Source organism: Collimonas sp. GW821-FHT02H07, assembly GCF_059421505.1.
The window spans coordinates 1-24,859 of record NZ_JBWKVC010000003.1 but is presented as its reverse complement, the minus strand read 5'-3'; the positions used below and the strand labels follow the sequence as shown (position 1 = coordinate 24,859).

Here is a 24,859-nt window from a genome sequence, read left to right as displayed (position 1 = left end):
GCTATATAAGCCATATCAACCAGGTCAGATATGCAGGGCGTCGAGCAGATCGGTCTCCAGCTGGATCTGCATGCGCGCATGGTTGAGCGCATTGCCGTCCACCAGGAAGACGTCTTCGACGCGCTCGCCGAGGGTCATGATCTTGGCGGTATGCAGGTTGATCTTGTGCTTGGCCAGCACGCTGGCGACCGAAAACAGCAGGCCGGTGCGGTCGTTGGCGGTGATCGACAGCAGGTAGTACTGGCCGCGGTCGTCCGGCCGCAGGTCGACCGTCGGCGTCAGCGGGAAGGTGCGTGAAAGGCGCGACAGGCGCCCGCGCGAGGCCGCCGGCAAGGCGCTGTCGGTTTGCAGCAGGGCGGTGAGTTCATGCTCGATCAGGTTGATGATGTCGCGGTAGTGCTTGGCGAACAGCGGTGCGCTGATCAGGAAGGAGTCGAGCGCATAGCCGTGACGCGTGGTCTGGATCTTGGCGTCCAGGATGCTGAAATTCTTGCTGTCGAAATAGCTGCAGATGCGGATGAACAGGTCGCTGCGGTCCTTGGTGTAGACCGCCACCTGCAAGCCTTCGCCGATCGGCGCCAGGCGGCATTTGACGATAGGCGCCGGGTTGTCGATCTGGTTATAGAAGGAGCGGGTTTGCCAGGCGATATCGGAGGCGTCATGGCGCAGGAAGTAAGCGACGTCGAGCTGCTGCCACAGCGCTTCATGGGCGTCCGGCGGCAAGCCGTACAGGCGCAGGGTTTTCAGCGCTTCTTCCTGGCGGTTCTTCAGCTCGCGGTCGGCCGACGGCGTTTCGCCGCCCAGCACGCGCAAGGTCATGCGGTACAGGTCTTCCAGCAGCTTGCCTTTCCAGGCGTTCCACACCTTGGGACTGGTGCCGCGGATATCGGCCACCGTCAGCAGGTAAAGCGCGGTCAGATGGCGCTCGTCCTTGACCGTGCCGGCAAAGTGCAGGATCACGTCCGGGTCGGACAAGTCCTGCTTTTGCGCCACTTGCGACATGGTCAGGTGATGCTCGACCAGGAAAACCACCAGCGCAGTGTCCTGCGGCGCCAGGCCATGCTGCTGGCAGAAATGCAGGGCGTCGGTCATGCCCAGCTTGGAATGGTCGCCGCCGCGGCCCTTGGCGATATCGTGGAACAGGGCGGCTACATACAGCAGCCAGGGGCGCGGAAAATTGGCGATCAGCTGGCTGCAGAACGGATACTCGTGGGCGTGTTCGCTCATGGTGAAGCGGCGCACGTTGCGCACTACCATCAGGATGTGCTGGTCGACCGTGTAGACGTGGAATAGGTCGTGCTGCATCTGGCCGACGATGCGGCGGAAGTTCGGCAGGTAGCGGCCCAGGATGCTGGTCTGGTTCATGCCGCGCAGCGCATGGGTAATCCCTTGCGGCGCCTGGATGATCTGGATGAACAGCGAGCGGTTGACCGGATCGCGGCGGAAGGCGTTGTCGATCTTCACGCGCGCATGCCACAGGGCGCGCCGGGTGCGCGCGGTCATGTCGCGCAGCTCGCTGTGCTGGGCCAGCAGCAGGAACAGCTCCAGCATGGCCGACGGCGTGGTCTTGAACAGGTCGTCGTGGGCGATGTCGATCAGGCGGTTCAGGTGGTTGAAGCGCTCGTTGATACGCTGCGGCACCATCGGCTGCGGGAACAGCTGCACTTCGATGTTCTGCAGCAGGATGGTGTTGAGCTGGGTCACTGCCTTCGCTGCCCAATAATAACGCTGCATCAGGTATTCGCTGGCGCGCCGCGTTTCGGTGGTCTGGAAGCCGAGCGCTTCGGCGATCGGCGTCTGCACGTCGAACACCAGGCGGTCTTCGCGCCGGTTCGTGTAGATGTGCAAGCGGATGCGGATATCCTTGAAGGCACGCTCCTGGCGCGACAGCTGGCGCGCTTCCGCAGCCGTGATCAGGCCGTGCTTGGCCAGCTTGGGCCAGGACTCGCCCAGTCCGGCAGCCTTGGCCACCCACAGGATTACCTGCAGGTCGCGCAGGCCGCCTGGGCTTTCCTTGCAGTTCGGTTCCAGGCTGTAGGGCGTGTCTTCATATTTGACGTGGCGCTGGCGCATTTCCAGGATTTTTTCCTGGAAAAAGGCGCAGGGATCCATCGCCGCGCTGCAGCGCTCCTGCAACTGGTGGAACAAAGCGTGATTGCCGCTCACCAGGCGCGCTTCCAGCAAGCTGGTCTGCACCGTGATGTCTGCCGCCGATTCGCTCAGGCACTCGTCGACGGTGCGGATGCTATGGCCGATTTCCAGGCCGATGTCCCAGAACAGCTGGACCAGTTGCTCCAGCCGCGGCTTCAGTTCGGCATCGGGGGCCGCGCCGAGCAGGATCAGCACGTCGACGTCGGAGTGCGGGAACAGTTCGCCGCGGCCATAGCCGCCGACCGCCACCAGCGCCGCCGATGCCGGCATGCCGAGCATTTTCCAGGCCTGGGTCAGGGCAAGGTCGACGCTGCGGCGCAGCGCCGTCAACAGTTCGCCGGGTTTGCCCTCTGCCAGGAAGGCAGAGATGATGACTTGCCGCTCGGTTCTAAGCTGCTGTTTCAGGGTCGCGGCAAGTGTCGTCATGTACGGCGTTCAGTGCTTAAGATATAGATGCAGATGTGATCAGGCGGCAGCCGCTGCTTGCTGGACGAATGCCGGCGGCGGCGGCGTGCCGGCCGAGACGGTCAGCACTTCATAGCCGGTTTCGGTCACCAGCACGGTATGTTCCCACTGCGCGGAGAGGCTGCGATCCTTGGTCTTGATGGTCCAGCCGTCGCCCATTTCGCGGATGTCGCGGCGGCCGGCGTTGATCATCGGCTCCACCGTGAAGATCATGCCGGCTTCCAGCCGCTCCAGCGTGCCGGGACGGCCGTAGTGCAAGACTTGCGGTTCTTCGTGGAATACCTTGCCGATGCCGTGGCCGCAGAACTCGCGCACCACGCTGTAGCCGGCTTTCTCGGCGTGCTGCTGGATAACGTGGCCGATATCGCCCAGGTGTGCGCCGGGTTTGATCTTGGCGATGCCCAGCCACATGCACTCATACGTGATATCACCCAGGCGCTTGGCCATGATCGACGGTTCGCCGACATAGAACATGCGGCTGGTGTCGCCGTGGTAGCCGTTCTTGATGATGGTGATGTCGAGATTGACCACATCGCCGTTCTTCAGCACCTTGTCGCCCGGAATGCCGTGGCAGATGACATCGTTGACCGAAGTGCAGATGGCTTTCGGATACGGGGTATAGCCGGGCGGGCAGTAGTTGAGCGGGGCCGGGATCGAATCTTGCACGTTTGTCATGAACTCATGGCACAAGCGGTCCAGCTCGCCGGTGGTCACGCCGGCTTTGACGAAGGGCGTGATGTAGTCGAGCACCTCGGAGGCAAGCTTGCCGGCGATACGCATGCCGGCGATGTCCTCGGCGGTTTTGATGGAGATAGTGGTCATAGGTAAGGAATAATTCTGAGAAATAAGGGCAAATCCGCGTTCAAGTGCACAATAAGCACACAAAACAGCCGTAAAAACAGACGAAAACGGCCGGGATTCATTCAGGTAACGATTATAGACGAGCATCACAAGATGCGCTGAAAGATATGCCTGCCGGGACTTGAAGAAGTCATGGGTTTTGGGTTACAATCTTGGGTTAGCTCAAATTGCTATCGGGCTATACCGTAGTTCTTAGTCTTAATTGTAAGTAGGTTTTTTAAATACGAAACGCGAATCCGCTCGAAAAGGGTGCTGTTTCCGCCGTCAGGCAAAACAGTGACTGAGCAGATTCCAGACCCAACCCTGGAGAAAATTATGTCCGTAACAATGCGTGAAATGCTGGAAGCCGGTGTCCACTTCGGTCACCAAACCCGTTTCTGGAACCCAAAGATGGCGCCGTTCATCTTCGGTCACCGCAACAAGATTCATATCGTCAACCTGGAAAAAACCCTGGGCATGTACCAAGAGGCGATGAAGTACATCCGCCAATTGTCGTCCAACCGCGGCAACATCCTGTTTGTCGGCACCAAGCGCCAGGCGCGCGAAATCGTTGCCGCTGAAGCAGCGCGTTCGGGTTCGCCTTTCGTCGACCAACGTTGGTTGGGCGGCATGCTGACCAACTTCAAGACCATCAAGACATCGATCAAGCGCCTGAAAGAAATGGAAGCTTCGATTGAAGACGGTTCGGTTGAGAAGCTGAGCAAAAAAGAAGGCCTGATGTTCCAGCGCGAGCTGATCAAGCTGCAAAAAGCTATCGGCGGCATCAAGGACATGGGCGGCATTCCTGACGCCATTTTCGTGATCGACGTCGGCTACCACAAGGGCGCCATCACTGAAGCAGCCAAGCTGGGCATCCCGGTGATCGGCGTGGTTGACACCAACCACTCGCCAGACGGCGTGACTTATGTCATTCCTGGCAACGACGACTCGTCCAAGGCTATCGCTTTGTACGCTCGCGGCGTAGCCGATGCGATCCTGGAAGGCCGTGCCAATGCAGTGAACGACGTAGTTGAAGCCATCAAGGGCGCAGCTGGCGACGAATTCGTTGAAGTTAACGATCAGGCTTAAGCCCTGCATCTGAGGTTTTATACTCAGAAGAAAAAGGGGGCGTGGTTGCCCCTTTTTTTGTATCACTTGCTGGTGTTGCATTTGCGTTACACCAGAGTTGAACCGACGAAGTTACACCGAATTTACCTGAATATTTTGAATGACGGCGCACCGGTTGTTGGCCGCACTGCATGGCAGTAGCGGATCGCCGGTACAGCGTCAACTGAGCTAGGAGAATAGTATGGCGGCAATTACAGCAGCACTGGTAGGCGAACTGCGCGCAAAGACTGATGCGCCAATGATGGAATGCAAGAAGGCGCTGACCGAAGCCGGCGGCGACATGGACAAGGCAGAAGAAATCCTGCGCGTCAAGCTGGGCGGCAAGGCTTCCAAGGCTGCGTCCCGCGTGACGGCTGAAGGCGTTGTGGCAGCATACATCGCCGGCGGCGTCGGCGCCCTGGTCGAAGTCAACTGCGAAACCGACTTCGTCACCAAGAACGACGACTTCCTGGCCCTGGCGAACGCCTGCGCCAAGCTGGTTGCCGAAAACAACCCGGCCGACGTGGCTGCCTTGTCGGCCCTGCCGCTCAACGACAGCACTGTCGAAGCAACCCGCGCTGCCCTGATCGGCCGTATCGGCGAAAACATGTCGATCCGCCGTTTCACCCGTTTCGACACTGCCGCCAAGCTGGTTTCCTACCTGCACGGCACACGCATCGGCGTGATGGTTGAATTCGACGGCGCTGACGAACAAGTCGGTAAAGACGTGGCCATGCACATCGCTGCGATGAAGCCGGTTTCGCTGTCGTCCGAGCAAGTGCCGGCCGATCTGATCGAAAAAGAGCGTTCGGTGGCAACCCTGAAGGCAGCCGAGTCCGGCAAGCCTGCAGATATCGCCGCCAAGATGATCGAAGGCTCGGTGCAGAAATTCCTGAAGGAAGTTTCCTTGCTGAACCAGACTTTCGTCAAGAACGACAAGCAGACTGTTGAACAAATGCTGAAAGCTACCAACACCAGCGTGAAAGCGTTCACCATGTTTGTGGTCGGTGAAGGCATCGAGAAGAAACAAGATGACTTCGCTGCAGAAGTTGCAGCGACAGTTGCTGCGGCCAAGCAGGCGTAAGCAAGAATACGGGCCGAAAGGCCCGTTTTTTTGGCTCTGCGGAATTTTCTTCCCAGGCCACGGACTAAGGAATGCCTTGCCGTATCCTTGCTCTCAAGAGGGTGGGGAAGCGGCAGGAACCGGCTCCGATTATCCAAAAAGAGCCTGATAGTGGATTTTGCTGCAGTTTGGCCTGACAATGGCGCTGCAGTGCACTAGATAAAACACAATATCAATCGGAAAGCCACAAGGGGCCCAGACCATGACAAAACCAGCTTACAAGCGTGTTCTCCTGAAACTCTCCGGTGAAGCCCTGATGGGCGATGACGCCTATGGCATCAATCGTGCAACGATTGAGCGCATGGTGGCCGACGTCGCCGAAGTCGCCAAGCTCGGCGTCGAACTGGCGATCGTGATCGGCGGCGGCAATATTTTCCGCGGCGTCGCACCCGGCGCCCAGGGCATGGACCGCGCTACCGCAGACTACATGGGCATGCTGGCGACGGTGATGAATTCGCTGGCGCTGGCGGACGCAATGCGCCAGATCGGCCTCACCGCACGCGTCATGTCGGCCATCAGCATCGAACAGGTAGTAGAGCCATACGTGCGGCCTAAGGCGCTGCAATATCTGGAAGAAGACAAGGTTGTCATTTTTGCAGCAGGCACCGGCAATCCGTTTTTCACCACCGATACTGCAGCGGCGTTGCGTGGTTCGGAAATCGGCGCCGAAATCGTGCTGAAGGCGACCAAGGTCGACGGCGTCTACAGCGCGGATCCAAACAAGGATCCGACCGCGACCCGTTATTCGCACATCACCTTTGACGAAGCGATCACCAAGCACCTGCAGGTCATGGACGCCACGGCGTTTGCCCTGTGCCGCGACCAGAAACTGCCGATCAAGGTGTTTTCCATCATCAAGCCGGGCGCGCTGAAGCGCGTCATCCTGGGTGAGGATGAAGGCACCCTGGTGCACGTATAGGATATTTATCCGATTTGTCGATTTGCAATCAATAATTGCGCACATTCGTTGCGCAATTCTGTTACGCGAATAAGATTCAGCCAATTTAATATAATTTGTTTTCGTAGAGGAGAGCAGCATGAGCATTGCTGACGTCAAGAAGAATACCGATCAAAGAATGCAAAAGTCGCTGGAGACTTTGCGGGCCGATCTGGCCAAGGTACGTACCGGCCGCGCCCACACCGGCATTCTCGATCACATCATGGTCGATTACTACGGTAGCCCCGCCAATTTGAGCCAGGTCGCCAACGTGACGCTGATCGATGCGCGCACCATCGGTGTGCAGCCGTTTGAAAAGAAAATGATTGCGGTGGTGGAGAAAGCCATCCGCGAATCGGACCTGGGCCTGAACCCATCGACCCAGGGCGAACTGGTGCGGGTGCCGACGCCAGCGCTGACGGAAGAGCGCCGCAAGGAAATGGTCAAGCTGGTCAAGGGCGAAGCGGAAGATGCTAAGATTGCAATTCGCAACATCCGCCGCGACGCCAACGAAGGCTTGAAGAAGCTGGTCAAGGACAAGGAATGTTCGGAAGACGACGAGCGCCGCGCGCAGGACGAAATCCAGAAGCTGACTGACAAGTTCGTTGCCGAAATTGACAAGCAAGTGGTCGATAAAGAAAAAGAGATCCTGACGGTTTAAGCCATTCCCTGTGTAGGGTGGGCACAACGTGCCCACGCTGTCTGTACTTCGCTTATCGCGGTAACGCGTGGGCACGCTGTGCCCACCCTACGCATTCTTTCTTACTCATTATTTATGGCCCATTCAAGTTCCACGCAAACCCTGCCTGCCAGCCCGACAGTGCCAAAGCACGTAGCCATCATCATGGACGGCAACGGCCGCTGGGCCACCAGCCGCTTTCTGCCGCGCGTCGCCGGCCACGGCAAAGGTGTCGAAGCGGTGCGCACCGCGGTAGAAGCCTGTGCCGCGCGTGGGGTTGAATACCTGACGCTGTTTGCTTTCAGTTCCGAGAACTGGCGCCGGCCGGCCGATGAAGTATCGCTGCTGATGCGCCTGTTCATGGTGGCGCTGGAACGTGAAGTCGGCAAGATGCACGCCAACGGCATACGCCTGAAAGTGGTGGGCGACCTCAGCCGTTTCGACGACAAGCTGCAGCAGATGATCGATAACGCCGAGCGCAAGACCGCCGGCAATACCGCGATGACGGTCACCATCTGCGCCAACTACGGCGGCCGCTGGGATGTCATGCAGGCGGTGCAAAAGATGCTGGCTGCCCGCGCCGCCAGCGGCGCGCCGGCGGATGCGTTTTCCGAGGACGAACTGGCGCAGCACCTGGCGATGGCCTATGCGCCTGAGCCGGACCTGTTCATCCGCACCGGCGGCGAGCAGCGCATTTCCAATTTCCTGTTGTGGCAACTGGCCTACAGCGAGCTCTACTTTACCGATACCTACTGGCCGGATTTCGGCGCCGACGAGCTGGACAAGGCGATTGCCTCTTACCAGCAGCGTGAGCGGCGCTTCGGGCGCACCAGCGCGCAACTGGTTGAACAGGCTTCCTGATGCTAAGAACACGTGTCATCACGGCGTTACTGTTATTGGCGGTACTGCTGCCAATCTTGTATTTCAATTATTACCCTGCATTTGCCGTGGTCTCGACGCTGTTTTTCGGCGCCGCGATCTGGGAGAGCGCCCGCATATTCGGCGCCTCGGCGAAAGCCGCGCTGGCATGGGGGCTGGCTGCCCTGATCCTGTTCGGCGCCGTGCTGTATGCCGGCAGCGGCCCCAATATACGTCTGCTGTTCGCGCTGTGCGTGGCAATCTGGTGCTTCCGGTTTGTGCCGTCCCTGGCGTTTGGCTTGCCGGCCTTGCCCAGCTTGGCCAACCGGCTGATTGCGGCGACTTACGCCATCGCCATATTTGGCTGTTTCCTCGCAATTGTCGTATTGTTCCATCATTCGCCCATGTATTTGCTGTCGGTGCTGGTGATCGTCTGGGCTGCCGATATCGGTGCTTACTTTTCCGGCAAGGCTTTTGGCCGCCATAAGCTGGCGCCGTCGATTTCCCCCGGCAAGTCCTGGGAAGGCGCCGTCGGCGGCTGGGTCCTGGTGCTGCTGATGACAGCGGGCTTCAGTTTCACGCCGGCGCTGGCCGATACTTTCCCGATGCGCCTGCTGGCGACCTGGGGCTGGGCAGGATTGCTGGCAGCCATGACTGTATTGGTGGCCGCCAGCGTCGCCGGCGATTTGTTCGAGTCCATGCTCAAGCGCCGCGCCGGCATCAAGGACAGCAGCAACCTGCTGCCGGGCCATGGCGGCGTGCTGGACCGGGTCGATGCCCTGATCCCGGTGCTGCCGCTGGCGGCTTTGTTGAGTTTCTGGTTCTAGGTCGGGTATGCAAAATATTACTATTCTCGGCTCCACCGGTTCGATCGGCATGTCGACGCTGGATGTACTGGCGCGCCACCCGGAGCGCTATTCGGTGTATGCACTGACGGCCCACAGCCGGGTGGCACAGCTGGCGCAGCAATGCCTGCAGTTCAAGCCCCAGGTGGCGGTGGTCGGCAGCGCCGCCGCTGCGCAGCAGCTGAGCAATCTGCTAAAAGAAGCGCCGGAGATCGAGGTGATGCACGGGGCCGCGGCTTTATGCCAGGTTGCCAGCGCCTCCGCTTGCGATGCTGTGATGGCTGCAATTGTCGGCGCCGCCGGCCTGGAGCCGACCCTGGCTGCCGCCAAGGCCGGCAAGAAGGTCCTGCTGGCGAACAAGGAAGCTCTGGTCATGTCGGGCCAGCTGTTCATCGACGCCGTCAAGCAGAGCGGGGCAGTGCTGTTGCCTATCGACAGCGAGCACAATGCGATTTTCCAGTGCCTGCCGCATAACTATCAGCGTTCGCCGGCGGCGCTCGGGGTCGAAAAGATCCTGCTGACGGCATCTGGCGGTCCGTTCCTGACGCGGCCGCTGGAGACCATGGATACGGTCACGCCGGCAGAAGCGATTGCCCATCCCAAATGGGTCATGGGCCGCAAGATTTCGGTCGATTCCGCCACCATGATGAACAAGGGCCTGGAAGTGATCGAAGCGCACTGGCTGTTCGGCGCCGCAGCCAGCCAGATCGAAGTGGTGATCCATCCGCAAAGCGTGATCCATTCCATGGTGTCGTATATTGACGGTTCGGTGCTGGCGCAGCTCGGCAATCCCGACATGCGCACGCCAATCGCCCATGCGCTGGCCTATCCTGAGCGCATCGCCTCCGGCGTCAGCCCGCTCGATCTGACAGTGATCGGGCAATTGCAGTTCAGCCGGCCTGACCTGCAGCGCTTTCCCTGTCTGAAACTCGCGTATGATGCATTGCTGGCCGGCGGTTCGGCCGCAACTATATTGAACGCCGCGAATGAAGTCGCGGTCCAAGCTTTTCTGGATGAAAAAATCGGATTCGGCATGATCGCTCAATTAATCGCTCGCACCATGGACAGCCTGCCGCTGTGCGCGGTGACCGATATAGATATGTTGCTTGAGCAAGACCGCCTGGCGCGCCAGACTGTCAATGCCCTGATATCCTGACCATACCTATCGCACACTTATATACGGCAATGGCCTTTCTGCAAACTATCCTCGCATTTGTCGTCGCCCTTGGTTCGCTGGTGATCATCCACGAGCTTGGCCACTATTGGGTTGCGCGCTTGTGCGGCGTCAAGGTGCTGCGCTTTTCGGTTGGCATGGGCAAGATTGTCTGGTCGCGCCGTTTCGGCCCGGACCAGACCGAGTGGGCGCTTTCCATCCTGCCGTTGGGCGGCTACGTCAAGATGCTGGATGCCCGCGAGCAAGATGTATCGGGCATTTCACCGCAAGACATGAAGCGGGAATTCACCAGCCAGTCGGTATGGCGGCGCATCGCGATTGTCGCCGCGGGTCCTCTGGCGAATTTCATTCTTGCTATTTTGCTATTCGCCGGCTTGTACAGCTATGGCGAAATGGAGCCGACCCCGAGGGTGCGGGCGGTGCCGGAGCAAAGCGCGGCCTACCAGGCCGGCTTGCGTGCCGATGACCTGATTACCGGCGTCAACGGCGAAGCGGTCCAGACCTGGAACGAATTGCGCTGGAAAGTGATGCAGGCGGTAGTCGACAAGGCGCCGGTGAAGCTAGACGTGCGCCATGCAAATCCAGCTGCCGCGGGCGGCAACCACCTGCTCGATACGGTCAACCTGTCGACCGACGGCGTGTCGACCAAGGACCTGGAAGGCGATTATCTCGGCAAGCTGGGCATCAAGCTGGCGCTGGGCAAGGCGATCGTCGGTAAAGTTCAGCCTGACGGACCAGCCATGAAAGCGGGTTTGCAGAATGGCGACCTGATCACCGCGATCAATGGCGAGACCATTGCCGATAGCGCGGCTTTCATCGCCAAGGTGAGCGCCTCTCCCGGCAAGCCGCTGACGTTGACCGGACTGCGGAACGGCAATGTGTTTAACATGGATATCACGCCGGAGGCACAGCAATCCAAAGACGGGACGATCGGCCGCATCAAGGTTGAATTGTTACCTACGATGCCGGAGATGGTGCTGTCCAGCAGTCCGCCCCTGCAGGCACTTGCCAAAGGAGCAAAACGGACCTGGGACAGCAGCATCCTGACCTTGAAAATGCTGGGCAAGATGATTGTCGGCGAGGTTTCCTGGAAAAATATCACCGGACCGATCACGATTGCCGACTACGCCGGCCAGACCGCGCGCATCGGCGCATTCAGCTATTTGAGCTTTATCGCCTTTATCAGCATCAGCCTGGGCGTCATGAATTTGCTCCCCATTCCGGTTCTAGATGGTGGTCTTTTGCTGTATTATTCGCTGGAAGTTTTGACCGGACGCCCCATTCCTGAACGGGTTGGTGCAATTGCACAGCGCGCAGGCATCGGCATTTTGATGACGTTGATGATGGTCGCCATGTTTAACGACATCGTTCGGCTCCTATTTTAAACTCCTTTAAGTTCGGCTCTCTTGTCTGACAATCGTGGCGGACAAGGACATTGATAAAAAACGATCGCTAATGAAATTACATTCCGAGCACTTCCCTTTGTCGATTCTTCCCCGTCGTTTGATTGCTGCCGCCGCCTTCGCCCTCTGTTCGGGCCAGGTCATGGCGGTGCAGCCGTTTGTGGTCAAGGATATTCGCATTGAAGGTATCCAGCGCACGGAGGCCGGTACTGTGTTCAGCTACCTGCCGGTGCGTGTCGGCGAACAGTTCACCGACGAAAAAGGTACCGCGGCGATCAAGGCCTTGTATGCCACCGGCTTCTTCAAGGATGTGCGGATCGAGTCCGAAGGCGACGTGCTGGTGGTGATGGTGGAAGAGCGGCCGTCGATCGCCGCTGTCGACTTCTCCGGCATCAAGGAATTCGATAAAGACCAGCTAACCAAGGCGCTGAAGGAAATCGGCGTCGGCGAATCACGCATTTTCGACAAGGCCCAGGTCGATCGCGCCGAACAGGAACTGAAGAAACAGTACCTGTCGCGCGGCCTGTACGGCATGAAAGTGACGACCACCGTCACGCCTATCGAACGCAACCGCGTCAATGTCACGTTTGCCGTCGACGAAGGCGAAGTATCGCGCATCAAGGAAATCCGCTTCGTCGGCAACAAGGCATTCTCCGATGGCGACCTGCGCGACCAGATCAAGCTGCGCTCGCCGGGCTGGTTCACCTGGTATACCAAGGCCGACCAGTACGCCAAGGAAAAGCTGTCGGGCGATATCGAAACCCTGCGTTCCTACTACCTGAACCGCGGCTATATCGAGATGCAGGTGGAATCGACCCAGGTGTCGATCACGCCGGACAAGAAAGATATCTACATCACCATCAATATCAACGAAGGTGAGAAGTACAAAGTTTCCGACATCAAGATGGAAGGCGAGATGTTCGGCCGCGAAGATGAACTCAAGTCCTTGCTGGAACTGAAAAAAGGCGACGTGTTCAACGGCGAAAAGCTCAACAACAGCACCAAGAAGATATCCGAGCGCCTGGGCAATTTCGGCTATGCGTTCGCCAACGTCAACGCCAATCCGGACCTGAACCGCGAAACCAAGGAAGTAGCGTTTACCATCCTGGTCGATCCGGGCAAGCGCGTCTACGTACGCCACGTCAACGTCACCGGCAACACCAAGACGCGCGACGAAGTGGTGCGCCGCGAATTCCGCCAGTTCGAAGACTCGTGGTACGACGGTTCCAAGATCAAGCTGTCGCGCGACCGCGTCGACCGCCTCGGCTATTTCAAGGACGTCGGTATCGAAACGCCGGAAGTGCCGAACACCTCCGACCAGGTCGACATCAACATGGCGGTCACCGAGAAGCCTACCGGCAACATCCAGGTCGGCGCCGGTTTCTCGCAGACCGACAAGCTGAGCCTGTCCGGTTCGATCCAGCAGCAGAATGCTTTCGGCAGCGGCAACACCATCGGCCTCGATGTGAACACCAGCAGCTACTCACGGGTGATCGCGCTGTCCCAGACCAATCCTTACTTTACCGATGACGGCATCAGCCGCACCTACAACGTGTATCTGCGCACCGTGCGGCCGTCGCCATACACCACCGGTGACTATCGTGTCCGCACCATCGGCAGCGATATCAAGTTCGGCGTGCCGTTCTCGGAACTGGATACGGTGTTCTTCGGCGTCGGCATTGAAAACACCAACGTCAAGGCTGATAGCTCCAGCCCGTTGCTGTACCAGCAGTATGTCCATGATTTCGGCAACGGCGTCCTGGTGCCAAGCGGTCAGACCTTGCCTAACGGCCAGAGCTATGACGTTTTGCAAAATCCTGCCGCCGCCACCACCAACAGCTTCCCGCTGACGGCTGCCTGGCAGCGCGACAGCCGCGACAGCGCGCTGGTGCCGACCAAGGGGCGCTACCAGCGCGCCACGCTTGAAGTGTCGGCAGTCGGTACCCTGCGCTATTACCGCGCAAGCTATCAGCATCAGTACTTCCAGCCATTCTGGGGCAATGCGGCAACGCTGGCCTTGAACGGTGAAATCGATTACGGCCGCGGCATCGGCGGCAAGCCGTATCCGGTGTTCAAGAACTACTATGCCGGCGGTATCGGCACCGTGCGCGGTTTTGAGGGTTCGACACTGGGCGTCGGCACCAACGTCGACCAGTACGGCGATTCGATGGGTGGCGCCTCGCGCGTGTTCGGCAACATGGAATTGCAGTTCCCGTTCCCGGGTTCCGGCAGCGACCGTACCCTGCGCTGGTTCACCTTCCTCGACAGCGGCCAGGTCTATGCGGACAAGAAACCGATGCAGTTGAGCGAGTTGCGGTATTCTACCGGTCTCGGTTTGAGCTGGGTTTCGCCTATCGGTCCTTTGAAGATCAGCTACGGCAAGCCGCTGAATGCGAAGCCGACCGACAAGACGCAGTCCTTCCAGTTCCAGTTGGGCACGGGCTTCTAAACCCGCCGGGGTCTGCGCCGTGCAGATTCTGGCAAGAATGGCATAATGCACAAGTTGCATCATTTGAATTGCGGAGAATAGTGTTGAAATCTCTAATTAAATCATTTACATCCTTACCGTCGGCCGCTGTGCTGGCTATGTGCGCACTGTCGGCGGCCGCGCCGGTGCATGCGGATGAGGGCTCGAAAATCGCCTTCGTCAGCAGCGAGCGCATTTTGCGCGAGGCCAACCCGGCCAAAGTGGCGCAAACCAAGATCGAAAGCGAATTTTCCAAGCGCGACAAGGAATTGCAGGACCAGGCAGCTACCTTGAAAGCCAAGGCGGACAAGCTGGACAAGGATTCAGCCGTGATTTCGGATTCCGAGCGCAACAAGCGCCAGCGCGAACTGAGCGATCTGGACAAGGATTTCCAGCGCAAGCAGCGTGAATTCCGCGAAGACTTGAACCAGCGCCGCAACGAAGAGCTGGCGATTGTCCTGGAGCGTTCCACCAAGGCGATCAAGCAGATCGCCGAAGCGGAAAAGTACGATATGGTGTTTCAGGAAGGCGGCGTGTATGTGAGCCCGCGCATTGATATCACCGATAAAGTGCTGAAGATCCTCAATAAATAAGTACATTCTGTTAAGGCCAATCAGTATGAGCATTCGGCTAAAAGAATTGGTCGAAAGCTTAGGTGGCCAATTGACCGGTGATGCGGATACCCAGGTATCCGGCATTGCTCCGCTGAGCGATGCCACCGCATCACAGATCACCTTCCTCTCGAATCCAAAATTCCGCCCCCAGGTGTCGCAAACGCAGGCTGCTGCTGTCATCCTGTCCGCCGCGGATGATGCGGCGGTCGGCGCCGACTATCATGGCGCGCGCATTGTCGCCGCCAATCCCTATGCGTACTTTGCCCGGGCGGCGCAGTTTTTTGCTGCCAGGAATGCAATTCCCGTGATTCCCGGAATTGATCCGGCCGCCAGCGTCGATCCTGCCGCCGAGGTCGCGGCCAGTGCCTGCATCGGCCCCAATGTGGTCATCGGCAGCGGCGCGGTCATCGGCGAGAATGTCCGTATCGATGCCGGTTGCGTGATTGGTGCTGGCGTCAGGATAGGCGCGGGCAGTTATCTTTATCCTAATGTTACCGTCTATCACGGCTGTGAGATCGGCCAGCGCGCCATCATTCATTCCGGCGTGGTGATCGGCGCCGACGGTTTCGGATTTGCCAACGATGGCGGAGCCTGGATCAAGATTCCGCAAACCGGGCGCGTGCTAATCGGCGACGACGTCGAAATCGGCGCTAATACTACGATTGACCGCGGCGCCCTGGCCGATACCGTGATTGAAGAGGGCGTCAAGCTGGACAACCAGATCCAGATCGCCCATAACTGCCATATCGGCGCCCATACCGCGATTGCAGCGTGCGCGGGAATTGCCGGCAGCGCCCGGATCGGCAAATACTGCTCGATAGGCGGCGCCGCCATGATCCATGGCCACATCACCATTGCCGATCACGTGCATGTGTCGGCCGGAACGCTGGCTTTGCGCTCGATTTCCGAACCGGGGCAATATACCGGGTTTTATCCGATTGCCAAGCATGGCGACTGGGAAAAATCTGCCGCCCTGGTACGCAATCTGAATGCAATGCGTGAGAAAATCCGGTCTCTGGAGAAATCCATTAAACAGTTATCACAACAGCTTACCCAAGAAGATAATGAATAGTCCAAACCAAACGCTAGATATCAATCAGATCAAAACCTACCTGCCGCATCGTTATCCGCTGTTGCTGGTTGATCGCGTATTGAATTGGGAAAGCGGCAAGTCGATCACTGCGATCAAGAATGTCACGATCAATGAAGAATTCTTCAACGGACATTTTCCGAACAAGCCGGTGATGCCGGGCGTATTGACGATTGAAGCGCTGGCGCAGACCGCCGCGCTGTTGTCATTTTTGACTGAAGGCCGCAAGCCGGATGAAAATACCGTGGTGTATTTCCTTGGCATCGACAAGGCGCGTTTCCGCCGCCCGGTTGAGCCAGGCGACCAGATCAAGCTGCAAGTCGAGATCGTGCGCGTAGTGCGCGGCATCTGGAAATACAAGGCCATCGCCAGCGTCGACGGCGAACTGGCGGTAGAAGCCGAATTCATGTGCACCATGCGCACCGCGGTCAGCCCCGGCGCAGCGTCCACTCCTGCGGCGACCATCGCCGACGCCACTCCATCAGCGTGATCCGATGACGCGCATTCATCCTACCGCCGTCATCGATCCCAAGGCCAGTCTCGATAGTTCAGTAGAAGTCGGCGCTTACACAGTCATTGGGCCGGACGTCGTGATCGGCGCCGGCAGCAAGGTCGGCCCGCACGCTGTGATCGAAGGCCACACCACCATCGGCCGCGACAATTCGATTTTCCAGTTCGGCTCGATCGGCGCCGTGCCGCAGGACAAGAAATACGCCGGCGAACCGACCCGTCTGGAGATTGGAGACCGCAACACCATCCGCGAGTTCGTGACCCTCAACCTGGGCACCGTGCAGGACGGCGGCGTCACTCGTATCGGCGATGACAACTGGGTCATGGCCTATGTGCACGTGGCGCACGATTGCCAGATCGGCAGCAACACCACGATCGCCAACAATGCCACCTTGGCCGGCCATGTGCATATCGGCGACTGGGTGCTGCTCGGCGGTTTCACGACCGTGCATCAGTTCTGCCGCATCGGCGCGCATGCAATGACGGCATTCACCGCGGCCGTCAGCCAGGACATTCCGCCCTTCGTGACGGCGGCCGGCAACCGCGCCGAACCTGCCGGCATCAACAGCGAAGGCTTGCGCCGCCGCGGTTTCAGCAGCGAGCAGATCATGGCCATCAAGCGCGCCTACCGCACCATCTATCGCGCCGGCCTGCCGCTCGAAGAAGCCATGGCTGCGCTGGCGCTGGAAGAGGCCAAGACGCCGGACTCGGCTGCCTACCTGAAGCAGATGCGTGAATTCATCGCATCCTCGACGCGCGGCATCATCCGCTGACATGGCGGACAGCAACGCCAATGTCACCATCGCCATGGTCGCCGGCGAAACTTCCGGCGATCTGCTGGCCGCGCGCCTGCTGTCAGGATTACGGCCGCATTTGCCCGATGCGCGCATGCACGGCATCGGCGGCGCCAGGATGGCTGAATACGGTTTTGTCAGCGATTGGCCGATGGAAAAGCTGTCGGTCAACGGCCTGTTCGAAGTACTTGCTCACTATCGCGAACTGAAGGGCATCCAGAACACGCTGCGCGATCGGCTGCTGGCGGAGAAGCCGAACGTCTTCATCGGCGTCGATGCGCCGGATTTCAATTTCGGCCTGGAAGCGCAGCTGCGCCAGGGCGGCGTTCCCACCGTCCACTTCATCGGGCCGTCGATCTGGGCATGGCGCGGCGGCCGCATCAAGAAGATCGCGAAGGCGGCTTCGCACATGCTGGTCATCTTCCCGTTTGAAGCCGAGATTTATCGCAAGGCCGGCATCCCCGTCACCTATGTCGGCCATCCGCTGGCGCAGGTGATCCCGATGGAGCCGGATGTGGCGGCGGCGCGCAGCGCGCTCGGCTTGCCGGCTGCAGGCCGGGTAGTGGCGATCATGCCCGGCAGCCGCATGGGCGAACTGAAGCACAACACCATCGCTTTTGTGGAAGCCGCCAGGATACTGGCGCAGCGTGATCCCGGCATGCGCTTCATCGCGCCCATGGCGGGCGAGAAGCAGCGCAAGTTCTTTGGCGAGCTGCTCAGCCAGGCCGGTTTGAAGGACCTGCCGCTGCAGATCCTGGATGGCCAGTCGCACACCGCAATGGCCGCCGCCGACGGCGTGCTGGTGGCTTCGGGCACGGCTTCGCTGGAAGTTGCTCTGTACAAGAAGCCCATGGTGATCGCCTACAAGATGATGCGCGCCAGCTGGGAAATCATGCGTCACATGAGCTACCAGCCTTGGATAGGCTTGCCGAACATCCTGGCGCGCGAATTCCTGGTGCCGGAGCTGTTGCAGCACAATGCTACGCCGCAGGCGCTGGCCGATGCACTCTGGAAGCAGCTGGAAGATCCAGCGCATCAGGCGATGCTGAGGCAGCGCTTTACCGACATGCATCACAGCTTGTTGCGCGACACCGCCAATGAAAGCGCACAAGCCGTGCTGCAGGTGATTGCGCAGAACAAACGCTGATCCTGATTTGCGCCGGCCTGGTCCGGCGTCCCCTATTTTGTGGAATGCCGTGACCGATCCTAATCTTTCTCTTTTTTCCTACGACGGCGAAACCATTTGCGGCGTCGACGAAGCTGGCCGCGGCCCTTTGGCCGGTCCGGTGTTTGCCGCTGCAGTGATACTCGACCCGGCGCGGCCGATCAGCGGCTTGCGCGATTCCAAGAAACTGACGGCGGAACGGCGCGAGCTGCTGGCCGGGCAGATCAAGGCCAATGCGCTGGCATGGGCGATTGCCGAATGTTCTGAGGCCGAGATCGACAGCCTCAATATATTGCAGGCTACCATGCTGGCGATGCGCCGTGCGGTGGAGGGCTTGGCGGTGTTGCCGACGCTGGCGCTGATCGACGGCAATCGCTGCCCGGTGCTGAGCATTCGTTCCGAGGCCATCATCAAGGGCGACGATAAGGTGCAAGCCATTTCGGCTGCCTCGATCCTCGCCAAGACCGCGCGCGACGCCGCGCTGGAAGTCTTGCATCAACAATATCCCCACTATGCTTTCGATCAGCATAAGGGCTATCCGACAGCACTGCATATGGAGCGGCTGCGGCTGCATGGGGTTTCGCCGGTGCACCGCAAATCGTATGCGCCAGTGCGCGCCCTGCTGGCGACCAGCGCTGCAACGGGGAAGGCATGAATCAGATGAAAAGCATCACATCCGCCGCCAATCCTTTATACAAGGAGCTGAAACTGCTGGCGACCAGCGCGCAGGCCCGCCGCAAGGCCGGCCGTACTTTGCTGGACGGAATTCACCTGGCGCAAGCGTATCTGCAACATGCCGGCCAGCCGGCATTGTGCGTCGCCAGCGAGAGCGCGCTGGCGCATGACGAGGCCGCCGCCCTGATCAGGCAATGCCAGGCTGGCAAGGTGCAGTGCATCGTGCTGCCGGATGCGCAATACCAGGTGCTGAGCCAGGTCGAGCATGGCGTTGGCCTGCTGTTCGTCATCGAAACGCCCAAGTTCGAGCTGCCGCCGGCGTTGACGCAGTCTGCCGTTCTGCTCGACAATTTGCAGGATCCGGGCAATCTCGGCTCCATCCTGCGCAGCGCCGCCGCTGCCGGCATCAGGCAAATCTACTGCTCCGAAGGCAGTGCATCGGCATGGTCGCCGAAAGTCCTGCGGGCAGGGATGGGCGCTCATTTCATACTGGATATTTTTGAGGGCGTCGATCTGGCTGCGCTGATGACGGCGGCGCGGGTGCCGGTGCTCGCCACCAGTTCCTACGCAACGCAAAGCATCTATCAAGCTGATCTGAGCGGATCGCTGGCGTGGCTGTTCGGTCACGAAGGCCAGGGCGTGGCAGAAGATTTGCTGCAGCTGGCCAGCCAGCAAGTGGTGATTCCGCATCGCGGCCAGATGGAGTCGCTAAACGTTGCCGCAGCGGCGGCGGTTTGTTTCTTTGAGCAGCTGCGCCAGACCGGTCCATAAGATCTGCCGCTGCTCCGGTGTCTAGAACGTCCGTATATCCGGCTTGATATCCTGCAAAATCGTCGCTGCGATTTCTTCAATCGACTTGGTGGTCGACGACATCCAGCGTATCCCTTCGCGCCGCATGATCTTTTCCGCTTCATTCACTTCATAACGGCAGTTCGCCAGCGCCGCATATTTGCTGCCTGGACGGCGCTCGTTGCGGATTTCCGACAAGCGATCGGCGGCGATGGTCAGGCCGAATATCTTTTGCTTGAACGGCAACAGGCCGCTCGGCAGTCTGTCGCGCTCGAAATCTTCCGGAATCAAGGGATAGTTGGCGGCCTTTACGCCGAACTGCATGGCCAGGTAAAGGCTGGTCGGCGTCTTGCCGGAACGCGAGACGCCAACCAGGATCACATCGGCATCGGCCAGGTTCTTGTGCGACTGGCCGTCGTCATGCGCCAGCGAAAAGTTGATGGCCTCGATGCGGTTCTTGTATTCGTCGGTGTTGGCGGTGTTGTGGCTGCGGCCTATGGTGTGGGTAGACTTGACGCCCAGCTCCTTTTCCAGCGGTTTCACAAAGGTCTGGATCAGATCCATGTGCATGGCCTTGGCCTGCTGGATAACTTTCGACAGGTCGGCTTTCACCAGCGTGGAAAAAACGATAGGCAGTTTACCGTCTGCGGCAGACGCCTCATTGATTTTGCGGGTCGCCTCGTAGGCTTTGTCCAGGGTGTCGATGAAAGGTAGGCGCACCTGCTTGAAACGTAGCTCGAACTGGGTCAGCACCGAATGGCCGAAAGTCTCGGCGGTGATGCCGGTGCCGTCGGAAACGAAGAACACAGTGCGATTGGCGGGGACCAGCGGGGCGGGAGCAGCATTGAGCATAATATTATCAAAAAAAGAACAAATAAAACCAACGAAAAAATCAAGGCTAGCCCAGTAGCCAGGCCGGCGCGGAAATTTTTACCGAGCCTGCGTTCTAGCTTGCTGTGAAGTGCCTGCCGCCTTGTACGCCTTTCGGCGTTAAATTGGCATAAAATGGCAGCCAACTGAATATTTAAAGCTGTCCGACGAAGAATAACAAAAAGCCAAGGATGGCGAAGGCAATTGTGAAGATTTCTTATCTTCTACATAACATAATGAAATCAATAGCTTAACTTAAAATCCGTTCCGCAAATGAGTAAACTTTGCGCAGCTACGACCCAATGCTGGCGCGGCCCTCATTTTTTTGCGGAACTGTTTTATTTGGTCGGATCGATCAATTTCCCGCGCCGATGCCTGACATATCGGGCCGTCATTGTAGCGGTTGAATGCCCTAGTTGATCTTGCGCAGCTGCAATTCCGCTCGTTTCTTCTTTGTCCGTCCCGGCCTTGGCGCGCAAGTCTCGAAACTGGAATACTGCAATTTGATCGGCGATTTCTGGATTAGCCGCGATTGCAGTCTCACGTGCTGTCTGGAACGCGCTACGAAGCGTTGATGATGGCAAGCCTTGACCCAATGCGTCTTGAATGAGATGTTCGCCTGTGGGGCCTCTGTCGTTGATCCGTTGAATGACTTTGGCAAGTTCTCCGTTGACTTTGATGCGTAGCCGTTTGCCGCGCTTGTTTTGCTGAATGTTCAACTCGTCATCAATGATGTGGGAGTGCAGGAACTTCAAAACATCCGCAGGTCGCTGGCCGGTTAAATATGCAAGATCCATCGCATCCCGCAGTGGACTATCGGCGGCGTTCCAGACGGCGGAAAAGACTGCATTGTCGATGTACACGTCGCGTCCCTTTTCCTTATTGCCTTTGATCCCTGCGCATGGGTTCGGATTACTTGTAAGTCCTTTTTCCCTGGCAAAGTTAAAAATGTGGCTGAACAGAGCCTTCTCACGATTTGCTGAAACGGGACTACCTTTGCGCAGGTCCATATACATGCGGATGTTCTTTGGCTCAATCGTATTGATCGGTGCCGGCGGAGTATCGAAATACACGTATAGGCGCTTTAATTCAGAGAGGTTGATTCGTTGCGTCGCAGGCGCTTTAGTTGGCAACACTTCCCTGATATATCGCTCCGCAACGTATCGGAACGTGATTAGATCAGGCTGCGCAGCTTTGCTGACGGTCAGCTCAGCCCATTTTTGTACTGCTAGCGCATAGTCGGCCCCCAACGGAATTTCCTTACGAGGTTTCGCGCCGCTGTCCAGATAGAAATATGTTTTGGCGCCGCGATGTCTGGCACGCATTCCAGAGGGTAAATTTTTGTTTCTCGTTGGAGTGCGCCCCATATCAAAATGCCTTCACTATGCTGGAGGTCCATGATGTACGCTGTGGCTTAGATTCTTTTCGCCCATCAATGGCTGATCGAGCAACTACAGCGTGTCCAGTTGCATTGACGAAAAATGGCAATCCCATTTTTCGTAGCGTATCGATTTGCTGCCCTTTCATTTTTCGGCCCGTCAGCTTGATTACTTCGTCGTCGTCTAGAAAAGTACTCATCATTTAGTCCCATCCGTATATCTTTGATAGTTCACTTTCTTCATCTGCCTTACCTCGCTTGACCTTGCATGGCCGCATCAATGGCATGGCGTAGCGATATTCCTTCTGCAATCAGCACATAATTTTGATCGTAGAAGCTAGTCTTTATTGGAGTACCTCGCGGACCGCGCTGCCATTGATGTGCGTGGATATGCTCCTGCGCATCTAGCCAATCTATGCGCAAAGTGTCATCGCTACCTAATCCGGTTACCGGATAATTTCCGTGCTGCATGACGGCTCGGCCGAATTCAGTAAACTCATAGTGCTGCGCATGCGTTCTACGGATCAGGCCGATACATGCAAGACGCTGGACCATCGGCGCGGCGACATTGTGACCGTCGCCATCTTCGAAGCAATCCTTCATGCGCTGCAGCGCTGCGAATTCGTCAGGCAAAATTGTAATCATCGTGCTTTTCTTTCTCCGCTTGGGATTGCATAGCTACGTCAATGGCTGCTCGGGGATTCTCAAAAATACCAGGCTGCGTTTCATCAATATTCGGCCACAATAGCCAGAACCCCTTTTTGTCTTCGCCAGACACCGTTTTCCCGCCATGGAAAACAACAGCTTTCTGATCGATCAGATAGTCGAGGCGCTGTGTATCCAGCAGGTCACCGTAAATTGGTCGAGGCGTAGGTTGTTCGGTAGGCGTTACTGTTTTTTTTGTGACCTTGGTTTTACCCGCAGACCTAGCCGTCTCTAAGTGCCCTGCGAGTACTTTTCCCGCGCCGCTGCCATGTTTCTTGACGACTTCAAGGGCCACATGGGCAGCAACCTCTTTGCGCGCCACCATGCCTTGCACGTCACTATTGGACTCTGCCAATGTCAGCATCTGCGACACGTAGTTCGTGGATTTTCCGACCTTCGACGCGACCTCTTGATTCGTCCAGCCGAAGCCGATCAGTTTGCGATATTGCAGGCCTTGTTCAAGAGGTGTCAGCGGCTTGCCTTGAGCACTGGTGAGCATGTGGGCAATGCGTTCGGCATCATTGCCACGGAACTGCCGTGCATCAATGCGGAGGATTTCAAGGCCCTCGGCGATCAATTGCAGGATGGCTGTGAGTCGATGGTGGCCATCAACCAGGATGATGCGACCGTCCTCGACCCGAACCACCAACGCATCCAGTTCTGCACCGGCCTTAATTGATGCCTTGATCGAATCGACATGTTCTTGATCGATTGGGCGCCCATTGAATCCAGGCTCAATTTCGATGATGCATGGATCAACCTGGAATCGCGTGGTTTTTTGGACGCCGTCGATTTTTCGTTCGGCTAGCACCTTCAATGACACCGCTCCTGACATATTTTCTGTCATTTTCTGTTCCTTATTTTTGAATAAATGCGAACGAGTTAGGTTCGCTTTATGGCTTAATACACTCGACGAAGAGGGATTTGTTACACATTTCTGGTATATGGTCATGTTAGGATTGCTTATCCTTTTTGGAGGACTTATGGCTGAACGGGTGAATATTATTTACAGTGGATTTGAGCTCTCTGTGCTGCCCATACTGGAATTTGGGTCTCCGGCCAATAGTCCGAAATTTTCATACAGCGCGTTCATTTGCAGGCCAGGCGATGCTGAATCGAAAGAAGGCAGTAAGAAATATTTTTTCTCGCACCCGCTCCCAGATTTTCTCAACGAGGCTGCTGCTGTCGCCGCAGGACTTCAACGGGCAAAATTAATTGTTGACGGAAATGACCCGGTTCATTCAGTTCTGTCTTTATAATGAAGTGCGGCACTTGCTGTGCATATTCGCTAGTCAATCCTCCCAGTTTCGAGAGCATGACCAATAACGGTTTGCATCAGACTCAGCTGGAATTGCTTGTATTTTTACCAGTATGAAATGGCTATTTATCGTGATAAATTTTCCTTATGGAAACTATTTATGGGAAATAAATGCCACAATTCGAGACGGAACATGAAGGGCACAAGATCAAAGTCGCAAGCACGATAACTAATAGTGGTAAGTATCGTTGGGCTGCTTTGATTGACGGGGTGTTACTGCAGCCGCCAGCGGTTGAACCCTCCGATACCTGGGACGCTGCTCGTGATCAGGGAGTCGCATTCGCCAAAGATCTTGTCCATGTTTGTAGGTGATTTCATGCTCGCATCGCAATCTGGCAAGGTTGCTTGCGGAAGAAGCGCCTTTTCGGCAGCGGGGCGGGCATGAGACATAATTTTGAGTACAAAGGCATCTATTACTCGGTCGACGTTTATGAAGGCGAAAAAGGGGAATGGACTTGGTCTTATCAAATTGCGAGCGGGGCGATTTATACATGTAGAGATCTGCCAATGGATAGAAAAGAAACCGCGCTTCGCGGAGCTAAACGTAAAGTTAGATGGATGATTGATCATGAAAAATGATTTCGCCGTCCTCTCGATTTTGCGCTTCTGAGCGAAGTTAGATTTCATGTCAGTACTTATTCGATACCTGCCAGCGCCTTGATTTCCTTGGTGGACTTGCCGGTGGCCTCATGCAGCTTCACCAGCAGTGTGGAGCCGAGTGGTTGTACCTCGTTGCGTACCTTGCTGATGACCGGCGGCGCGACTTCAAGTGTGCGGGAAAGGGCGGCATCATTCTTCAGCTGCAGCAGCTCCAATACGGTATCCAGCATGTGAGCGACGGTGTTAGTTGATTCGTTGGTATTCATTGCGGTCCTTATAAGTAGAGTCGTTCAATCGGAAAT

The 24,859-nt window shown here is 57.5% G+C and carries 26 protein-coding genes; 17 read left to right on the top strand and 9 right to left on the bottom strand.

Translation table 11 applies throughout. The features are described from left to right. Positions 1 to 24: 24 nt before the first annotated feature. The gene (locus tag AC07V8_RS06285; RefSeq protein ID WP_494679474.1) at positions 25 to 2,577 is read right to left on the bottom strand and encodes a [protein-PII] uridylyltransferase; all 2,553 of its coding nucleotides are present in this window, start codon (positions 2,575 to 2,577) and stop codon (positions 25 to 27) included. A 39-nt stretch (positions 2,578 to 2,616) separates the two neighbouring features. Next, positions 2,617 to 3,564 (bottom strand): type I methionyl aminopeptidase, encoded by a 948-nt coding sequence (gene map, locus AC07V8_RS06280; RefSeq protein ID WP_494679473.1) that lies wholly within the window; start codon positions 3,562 to 3,564, stop codon positions 2,617 to 2,619. Positions 3,565 to 3,792: 228 nt separating this feature from the next. Here map and rpsB point away from each other — a divergent pair, with 228 nt between their 5' ends. The 16 genes from rpsB to AC07V8_RS06200 all read left to right on the top strand — a co-directional run bounded on the left by rpsB (position 3,793) and on the right by AC07V8_RS06200 (position 19,668). Further along, on the top strand, positions 3,793 to 4,545 hold the full coding sequence (rpsB, locus tag AC07V8_RS06275; protein ID WP_014005317.1) for a 30S ribosomal protein S2: 753 nt from the start codon (positions 3,793 to 3,795) through the stop codon (positions 4,543 to 4,545). 220 nt (positions 4,546 to 4,765) lie between these two features. Beyond that, complete coding sequence (tsf, locus tag AC07V8_RS06270; protein WP_211443668.1) at positions 4,766 to 5,647, top strand: translation elongation factor Ts; 882 nt, start codon at positions 4,766 to 4,768, stop codon at positions 5,645 to 5,647. Between the two features lie 241 nt (positions 5,648 to 5,888). Then, the gene (gene pyrH, locus AC07V8_RS06265; protein WP_038491057.1) at positions 5,889 to 6,605 is read left to right on the top strand and encodes a UMP kinase; all 717 of its coding nucleotides are present in this window, start codon (positions 5,889 to 5,891) and stop codon (positions 6,603 to 6,605) included. Between the two features lie 118 nt (positions 6,606 to 6,723). Next, positions 6,724 to 7,284: a ribosome recycling factor gene (gene frr, locus AC07V8_RS06260; protein ID WP_098493353.1), complete on the top strand. Its 561-nt coding sequence runs from the start codon at positions 6,724 to 6,726 to the stop codon at positions 7,282 to 7,284. Positions 7,285 to 7,398: 114 nt separating this feature from the next. After that, a complete protein-coding gene (gene uppS, locus AC07V8_RS06255; RefSeq protein ID WP_494679472.1) occupies positions 7,399 to 8,163 on the top strand; it encodes a polyprenyl diphosphate synthase in 765 nt (254 codons plus the stop codon). Further along, positions 8,163 to 8,987: a phosphatidate cytidylyltransferase gene (locus AC07V8_RS06250; protein WP_494679471.1), complete on the top strand. Its 825-nt coding sequence runs from the start codon at positions 8,163 to 8,165 to the stop codon at positions 8,985 to 8,987. Before uppS ends, AC07V8_RS06250 begins: the two co-directional genes overlap by 1 nt. Before the next feature lie 7 nt (positions 8,988 to 8,994). Then, entirely contained in the window at positions 8,995 to 10,161 is a 1,167-nt protein-coding gene (gene ispC / locus AC07V8_RS06245) for a 1-deoxy-D-xylulose-5-phosphate reductoisomerase (protein WP_494679470.1), read from the top strand. A gap of 29 nt (positions 10,162 to 10,190) precedes the next feature. Further along, positions 10,191 to 11,564 carry an RIP metalloprotease RseP gene (gene rseP, locus AC07V8_RS06240; RefSeq protein WP_494679469.1) on the top strand — a complete coding sequence of 458 codons (1,374 nt, stop codon included), beginning with the start codon at positions 10,191 to 10,193 and terminating at the stop codon, positions 11,562 to 11,564. 70 nt (positions 11,565 to 11,634) lie between these two features. Continuing rightward, on the top strand, positions 11,635 to 14,031 hold the full coding sequence (gene bamA, locus AC07V8_RS06235) for an outer membrane protein assembly factor BamA (protein ID WP_494679468.1): 2,397 nt from the start codon (positions 11,635 to 11,637) through the stop codon (positions 14,029 to 14,031). An 83-nt stretch (positions 14,032 to 14,114) separates the two neighbouring features. Next, positions 14,115 to 14,642, top strand: a complete 528-nt coding sequence (locus AC07V8_RS06230; RefSeq protein ID WP_494679467.1) for an OmpH/Skp family outer membrane protein — start codon at positions 14,115 to 14,117, stop codon at positions 14,640 to 14,642. 25 nt (positions 14,643 to 14,667) lie between these two features. Then, positions 14,668 to 15,735: a UDP-3-O-(3-hydroxymyristoyl)glucosamine N-acyltransferase gene (gene lpxD / locus AC07V8_RS06225; protein WP_494679466.1), complete on the top strand. Its 1,068-nt coding sequence runs from the start codon at positions 14,668 to 14,670 to the stop codon at positions 15,733 to 15,735. Beyond that, positions 15,728 to 16,243, top strand: a complete 516-nt coding sequence (gene fabZ, locus AC07V8_RS06220) for a 3-hydroxyacyl-ACP dehydratase FabZ (RefSeq protein ID WP_494679465.1) — start codon at positions 15,728 to 15,730, stop codon at positions 16,241 to 16,243. The genes lpxD and fabZ overlap by 8 nt, the downstream gene beginning before the upstream one ends. Before the next feature lie 4 nt (positions 16,244 to 16,247). Continuing rightward, positions 16,248 to 17,036 carry an acyl-ACP--UDP-N-acetylglucosamine O-acyltransferase gene (gene lpxA / locus AC07V8_RS06215; protein ID WP_211443678.1) on the top strand — a complete coding sequence of 263 codons (789 nt, stop codon included), beginning with the start codon at positions 16,248 to 16,250 and terminating at the stop codon, positions 17,034 to 17,036. A 1-nt stretch (position 17,037) separates the two neighbouring features. Continuing rightward, positions 17,038 to 18,204, top strand: a complete 1,167-nt coding sequence (gene lpxB, locus AC07V8_RS06210; protein ID WP_494679464.1) for a lipid-A-disaccharide synthase — start codon at positions 17,038 to 17,040, stop codon at positions 18,202 to 18,204. Positions 18,205 to 18,253: 49 nt separating this feature from the next. Beyond that, positions 18,254 to 18,877: a ribonuclease HII gene (rnhB, locus tag AC07V8_RS06205; protein WP_494679463.1), complete on the top strand. Its 624-nt coding sequence runs from the start codon at positions 18,254 to 18,256 to the stop codon at positions 18,875 to 18,877. 5 nt (positions 18,878 to 18,882) lie between these two features. Then, a complete protein-coding gene (locus AC07V8_RS06200; protein ID WP_494679574.1) occupies positions 18,883 to 19,668 on the top strand; it encodes a TrmH family RNA methyltransferase in 786 nt (261 codons plus the stop codon). Positions 19,669 to 19,689: 21 nt separating this feature from the next. Here the strand turns inward: AC07V8_RS06200 and ppsR are convergent, their stop codons facing one another. From ppsR to AC07V8_RS06175, 5 genes are all read right to left on the bottom strand, one after another. Then, positions 19,690 to 20,538 carry a posphoenolpyruvate synthetase regulatory kinase/phosphorylase PpsR gene (gene ppsR, locus AC07V8_RS06195; protein ID WP_494679462.1) on the bottom strand — a complete coding sequence of 283 codons (849 nt, stop codon included), beginning with the start codon at positions 20,536 to 20,538 and terminating at the stop codon, positions 19,690 to 19,692. Between the two features lie 356 nt (positions 20,539 to 20,894). Continuing rightward, entirely contained in the window at positions 20,895 to 21,923 is a 1,029-nt protein-coding gene (locus tag AC07V8_RS06190) for a tyrosine-type recombinase/integrase (protein WP_494679461.1), read from the bottom strand. Position 21,924: 1 nt separating this feature from the next. Continuing rightward, positions 21,925 to 22,134, bottom strand: coding sequence for a DUF4224 domain-containing protein (locus AC07V8_RS06185; RefSeq protein ID WP_098497284.1), 210 nt, complete (start codon positions 22,132 to 22,134; stop codon positions 21,925 to 21,927). Positions 22,135 to 22,183: 49 nt separating this feature from the next. Beyond that, positions 22,184 to 22,579: a hypothetical protein gene (locus AC07V8_RS06180; protein WP_494679460.1), complete on the bottom strand. Its 396-nt coding sequence runs from the start codon at positions 22,577 to 22,579 to the stop codon at positions 22,184 to 22,186. Then, entirely contained in the window at positions 22,560 to 23,486 is a 927-nt protein-coding gene (locus tag AC07V8_RS06175) for a ParB/RepB/Spo0J family partition protein (RefSeq protein ID WP_494679459.1), read from the bottom strand. The genes AC07V8_RS06180 and AC07V8_RS06175 overlap by 20 nt, the downstream gene beginning before the upstream one ends. A 136-nt stretch (positions 23,487 to 23,622) precedes the next feature. On the opposite strand from AC07V8_RS06175, the gene AC07V8_RS06170 reads away from it, so the two are divergent. Further along, a complete protein-coding gene (locus AC07V8_RS06170; RefSeq protein WP_494679458.1) occupies positions 23,623 to 23,898 on the top strand; it encodes a hypothetical protein in 276 nt (91 codons plus the stop codon). A 272-nt stretch (positions 23,899 to 24,170) separates the two neighbouring features. Here the strand turns inward: AC07V8_RS06170 and AC07V8_RS06165 are convergent, their stop codons facing one another. Further along, entirely contained in the window at positions 24,171 to 24,584 is a 414-nt protein-coding gene (locus AC07V8_RS06165; RefSeq protein ID WP_494679457.1) for a hypothetical protein, read from the bottom strand. An 8-nt stretch (positions 24,585 to 24,592) separates the two neighbouring features. Next, a complete protein-coding gene (locus AC07V8_RS06160; protein WP_494679456.1) occupies positions 24,593 to 24,823 on the bottom strand; it encodes a hypothetical protein in 231 nt (76 codons plus the stop codon). Positions 24,824 to 24,859 lie beyond the last annotated feature (36 nt).

Coding starts and splice junctions, on each gene's coding strand:
- AC07V8_RS06285 (WP_494679474.1), bottom strand. CDS start 2,577: ATGACGACACTTGCCGCGACCCTGAAACAGCAGCTTAGAACCGAGCGG.
- map (WP_494679473.1), bottom strand. CDS start 3,564: ATGCTCGTCTATAATCGTTACCTGAATGAATCCCGGCCGTTTTCGTCT.
- rpsB (WP_014005317.1), top strand. CDS start 3,793: ATGTCCGTAACAATGCGTGAAATGCTGGAAGCCGGTGTCCACTTCGGT.
- tsf (WP_211443668.1), top strand. CDS start 4,766: ATGGCGGCAATTACAGCAGCACTGGTAGGCGAACTGCGCGCAAAGACT.
- pyrH (WP_038491057.1), top strand. CDS start 5,889: ATGACAAAACCAGCTTACAAGCGTGTTCTCCTGAAACTCTCCGGTGAA.
- frr (WP_098493353.1), top strand. CDS start 6,724: ATGAGCATTGCTGACGTCAAGAAGAATACCGATCAAAGAATGCAAAAG.
- uppS (WP_494679472.1), top strand. CDS start 7,399: ATGGCCCATTCAAGTTCCACGCAAACCCTGCCTGCCAGCCCGACAGTG.
- AC07V8_RS06250 (WP_494679471.1), top strand. CDS start 8,163: ATGCTAAGAACACGTGTCATCACGGCGTTACTGTTATTGGCGGTACTG.
- ispC (WP_494679470.1), top strand. CDS start 8,995: ATGCAAAATATTACTATTCTCGGCTCCACCGGTTCGATCGGCATGTCG.
- rseP (WP_494679469.1), top strand. CDS start 10,191: ATGGCCTTTCTGCAAACTATCCTCGCATTTGTCGTCGCCCTTGGTTCG.
- bamA (WP_494679468.1), top strand. CDS start 11,635: ATGAAATTACATTCCGAGCACTTCCCTTTGTCGATTCTTCCCCGTCGT.
- lpxD (WP_494679466.1), top strand. CDS start 14,668: ATGAGCATTCGGCTAAAAGAATTGGTCGAAAGCTTAGGTGGCCAATTG.
- fabZ (WP_494679465.1), top strand. CDS start 15,728: ATGAATAGTCCAAACCAAACGCTAGATATCAATCAGATCAAAACCTAC.
- lpxA (WP_211443678.1), top strand. CDS start 16,248: ATGACGCGCATTCATCCTACCGCCGTCATCGATCCCAAGGCCAGTCTC.
- lpxB (WP_494679464.1), top strand. CDS start 17,038: ATGGCGGACAGCAACGCCAATGTCACCATCGCCATGGTCGCCGGCGAA.
- AC07V8_RS06200 (WP_494679574.1), top strand. CDS start 18,883: ATGAAAAGCATCACATCCGCCGCCAATCCTTTATACAAGGAGCTGAAA.
- ppsR (WP_494679462.1), bottom strand. CDS start 20,538: ATGCTCAATGCTGCTCCCGCCCCGCTGGTCCCCGCCAATCGCACTGTG.
- AC07V8_RS06190 (WP_494679461.1), bottom strand. CDS start 21,923: ATGGGGCGCACTCCAACGAGAAACAAAAATTTACCCTCTGGAATGCGT.
- AC07V8_RS06185 (WP_098497284.1), bottom strand. CDS start 22,134: ATGAGTACTTTTCTAGACGACGACGAAGTAATCAAGCTGACGGGCCGA.
- AC07V8_RS06180 (WP_494679460.1), bottom strand. CDS start 22,579: ATGATTACAATTTTGCCTGACGAATTCGCAGCGCTGCAGCGCATGAAG.
- AC07V8_RS06175 (WP_494679459.1), bottom strand. CDS start 23,486: ATGACAGAAAATATGTCAGGAGCGGTGTCATTGAAGGTGCTAGCCGAA.
- AC07V8_RS06170 (WP_494679458.1), top strand. CDS start 23,623: ATGGCTGAACGGGTGAATATTATTTACAGTGGATTTGAGCTCTCTGTG.
- AC07V8_RS06165 (WP_494679457.1), bottom strand. CDS start 24,584: ATGAAATCTAACTTCGCTCAGAAGCGCAAAATCGAGAGGACGGCGAAA.
- AC07V8_RS06160 (WP_494679456.1), bottom strand. CDS start 24,823: ATGAATACCAACGAATCAACTAACACCGTCGCTCACATGCTGGATACC.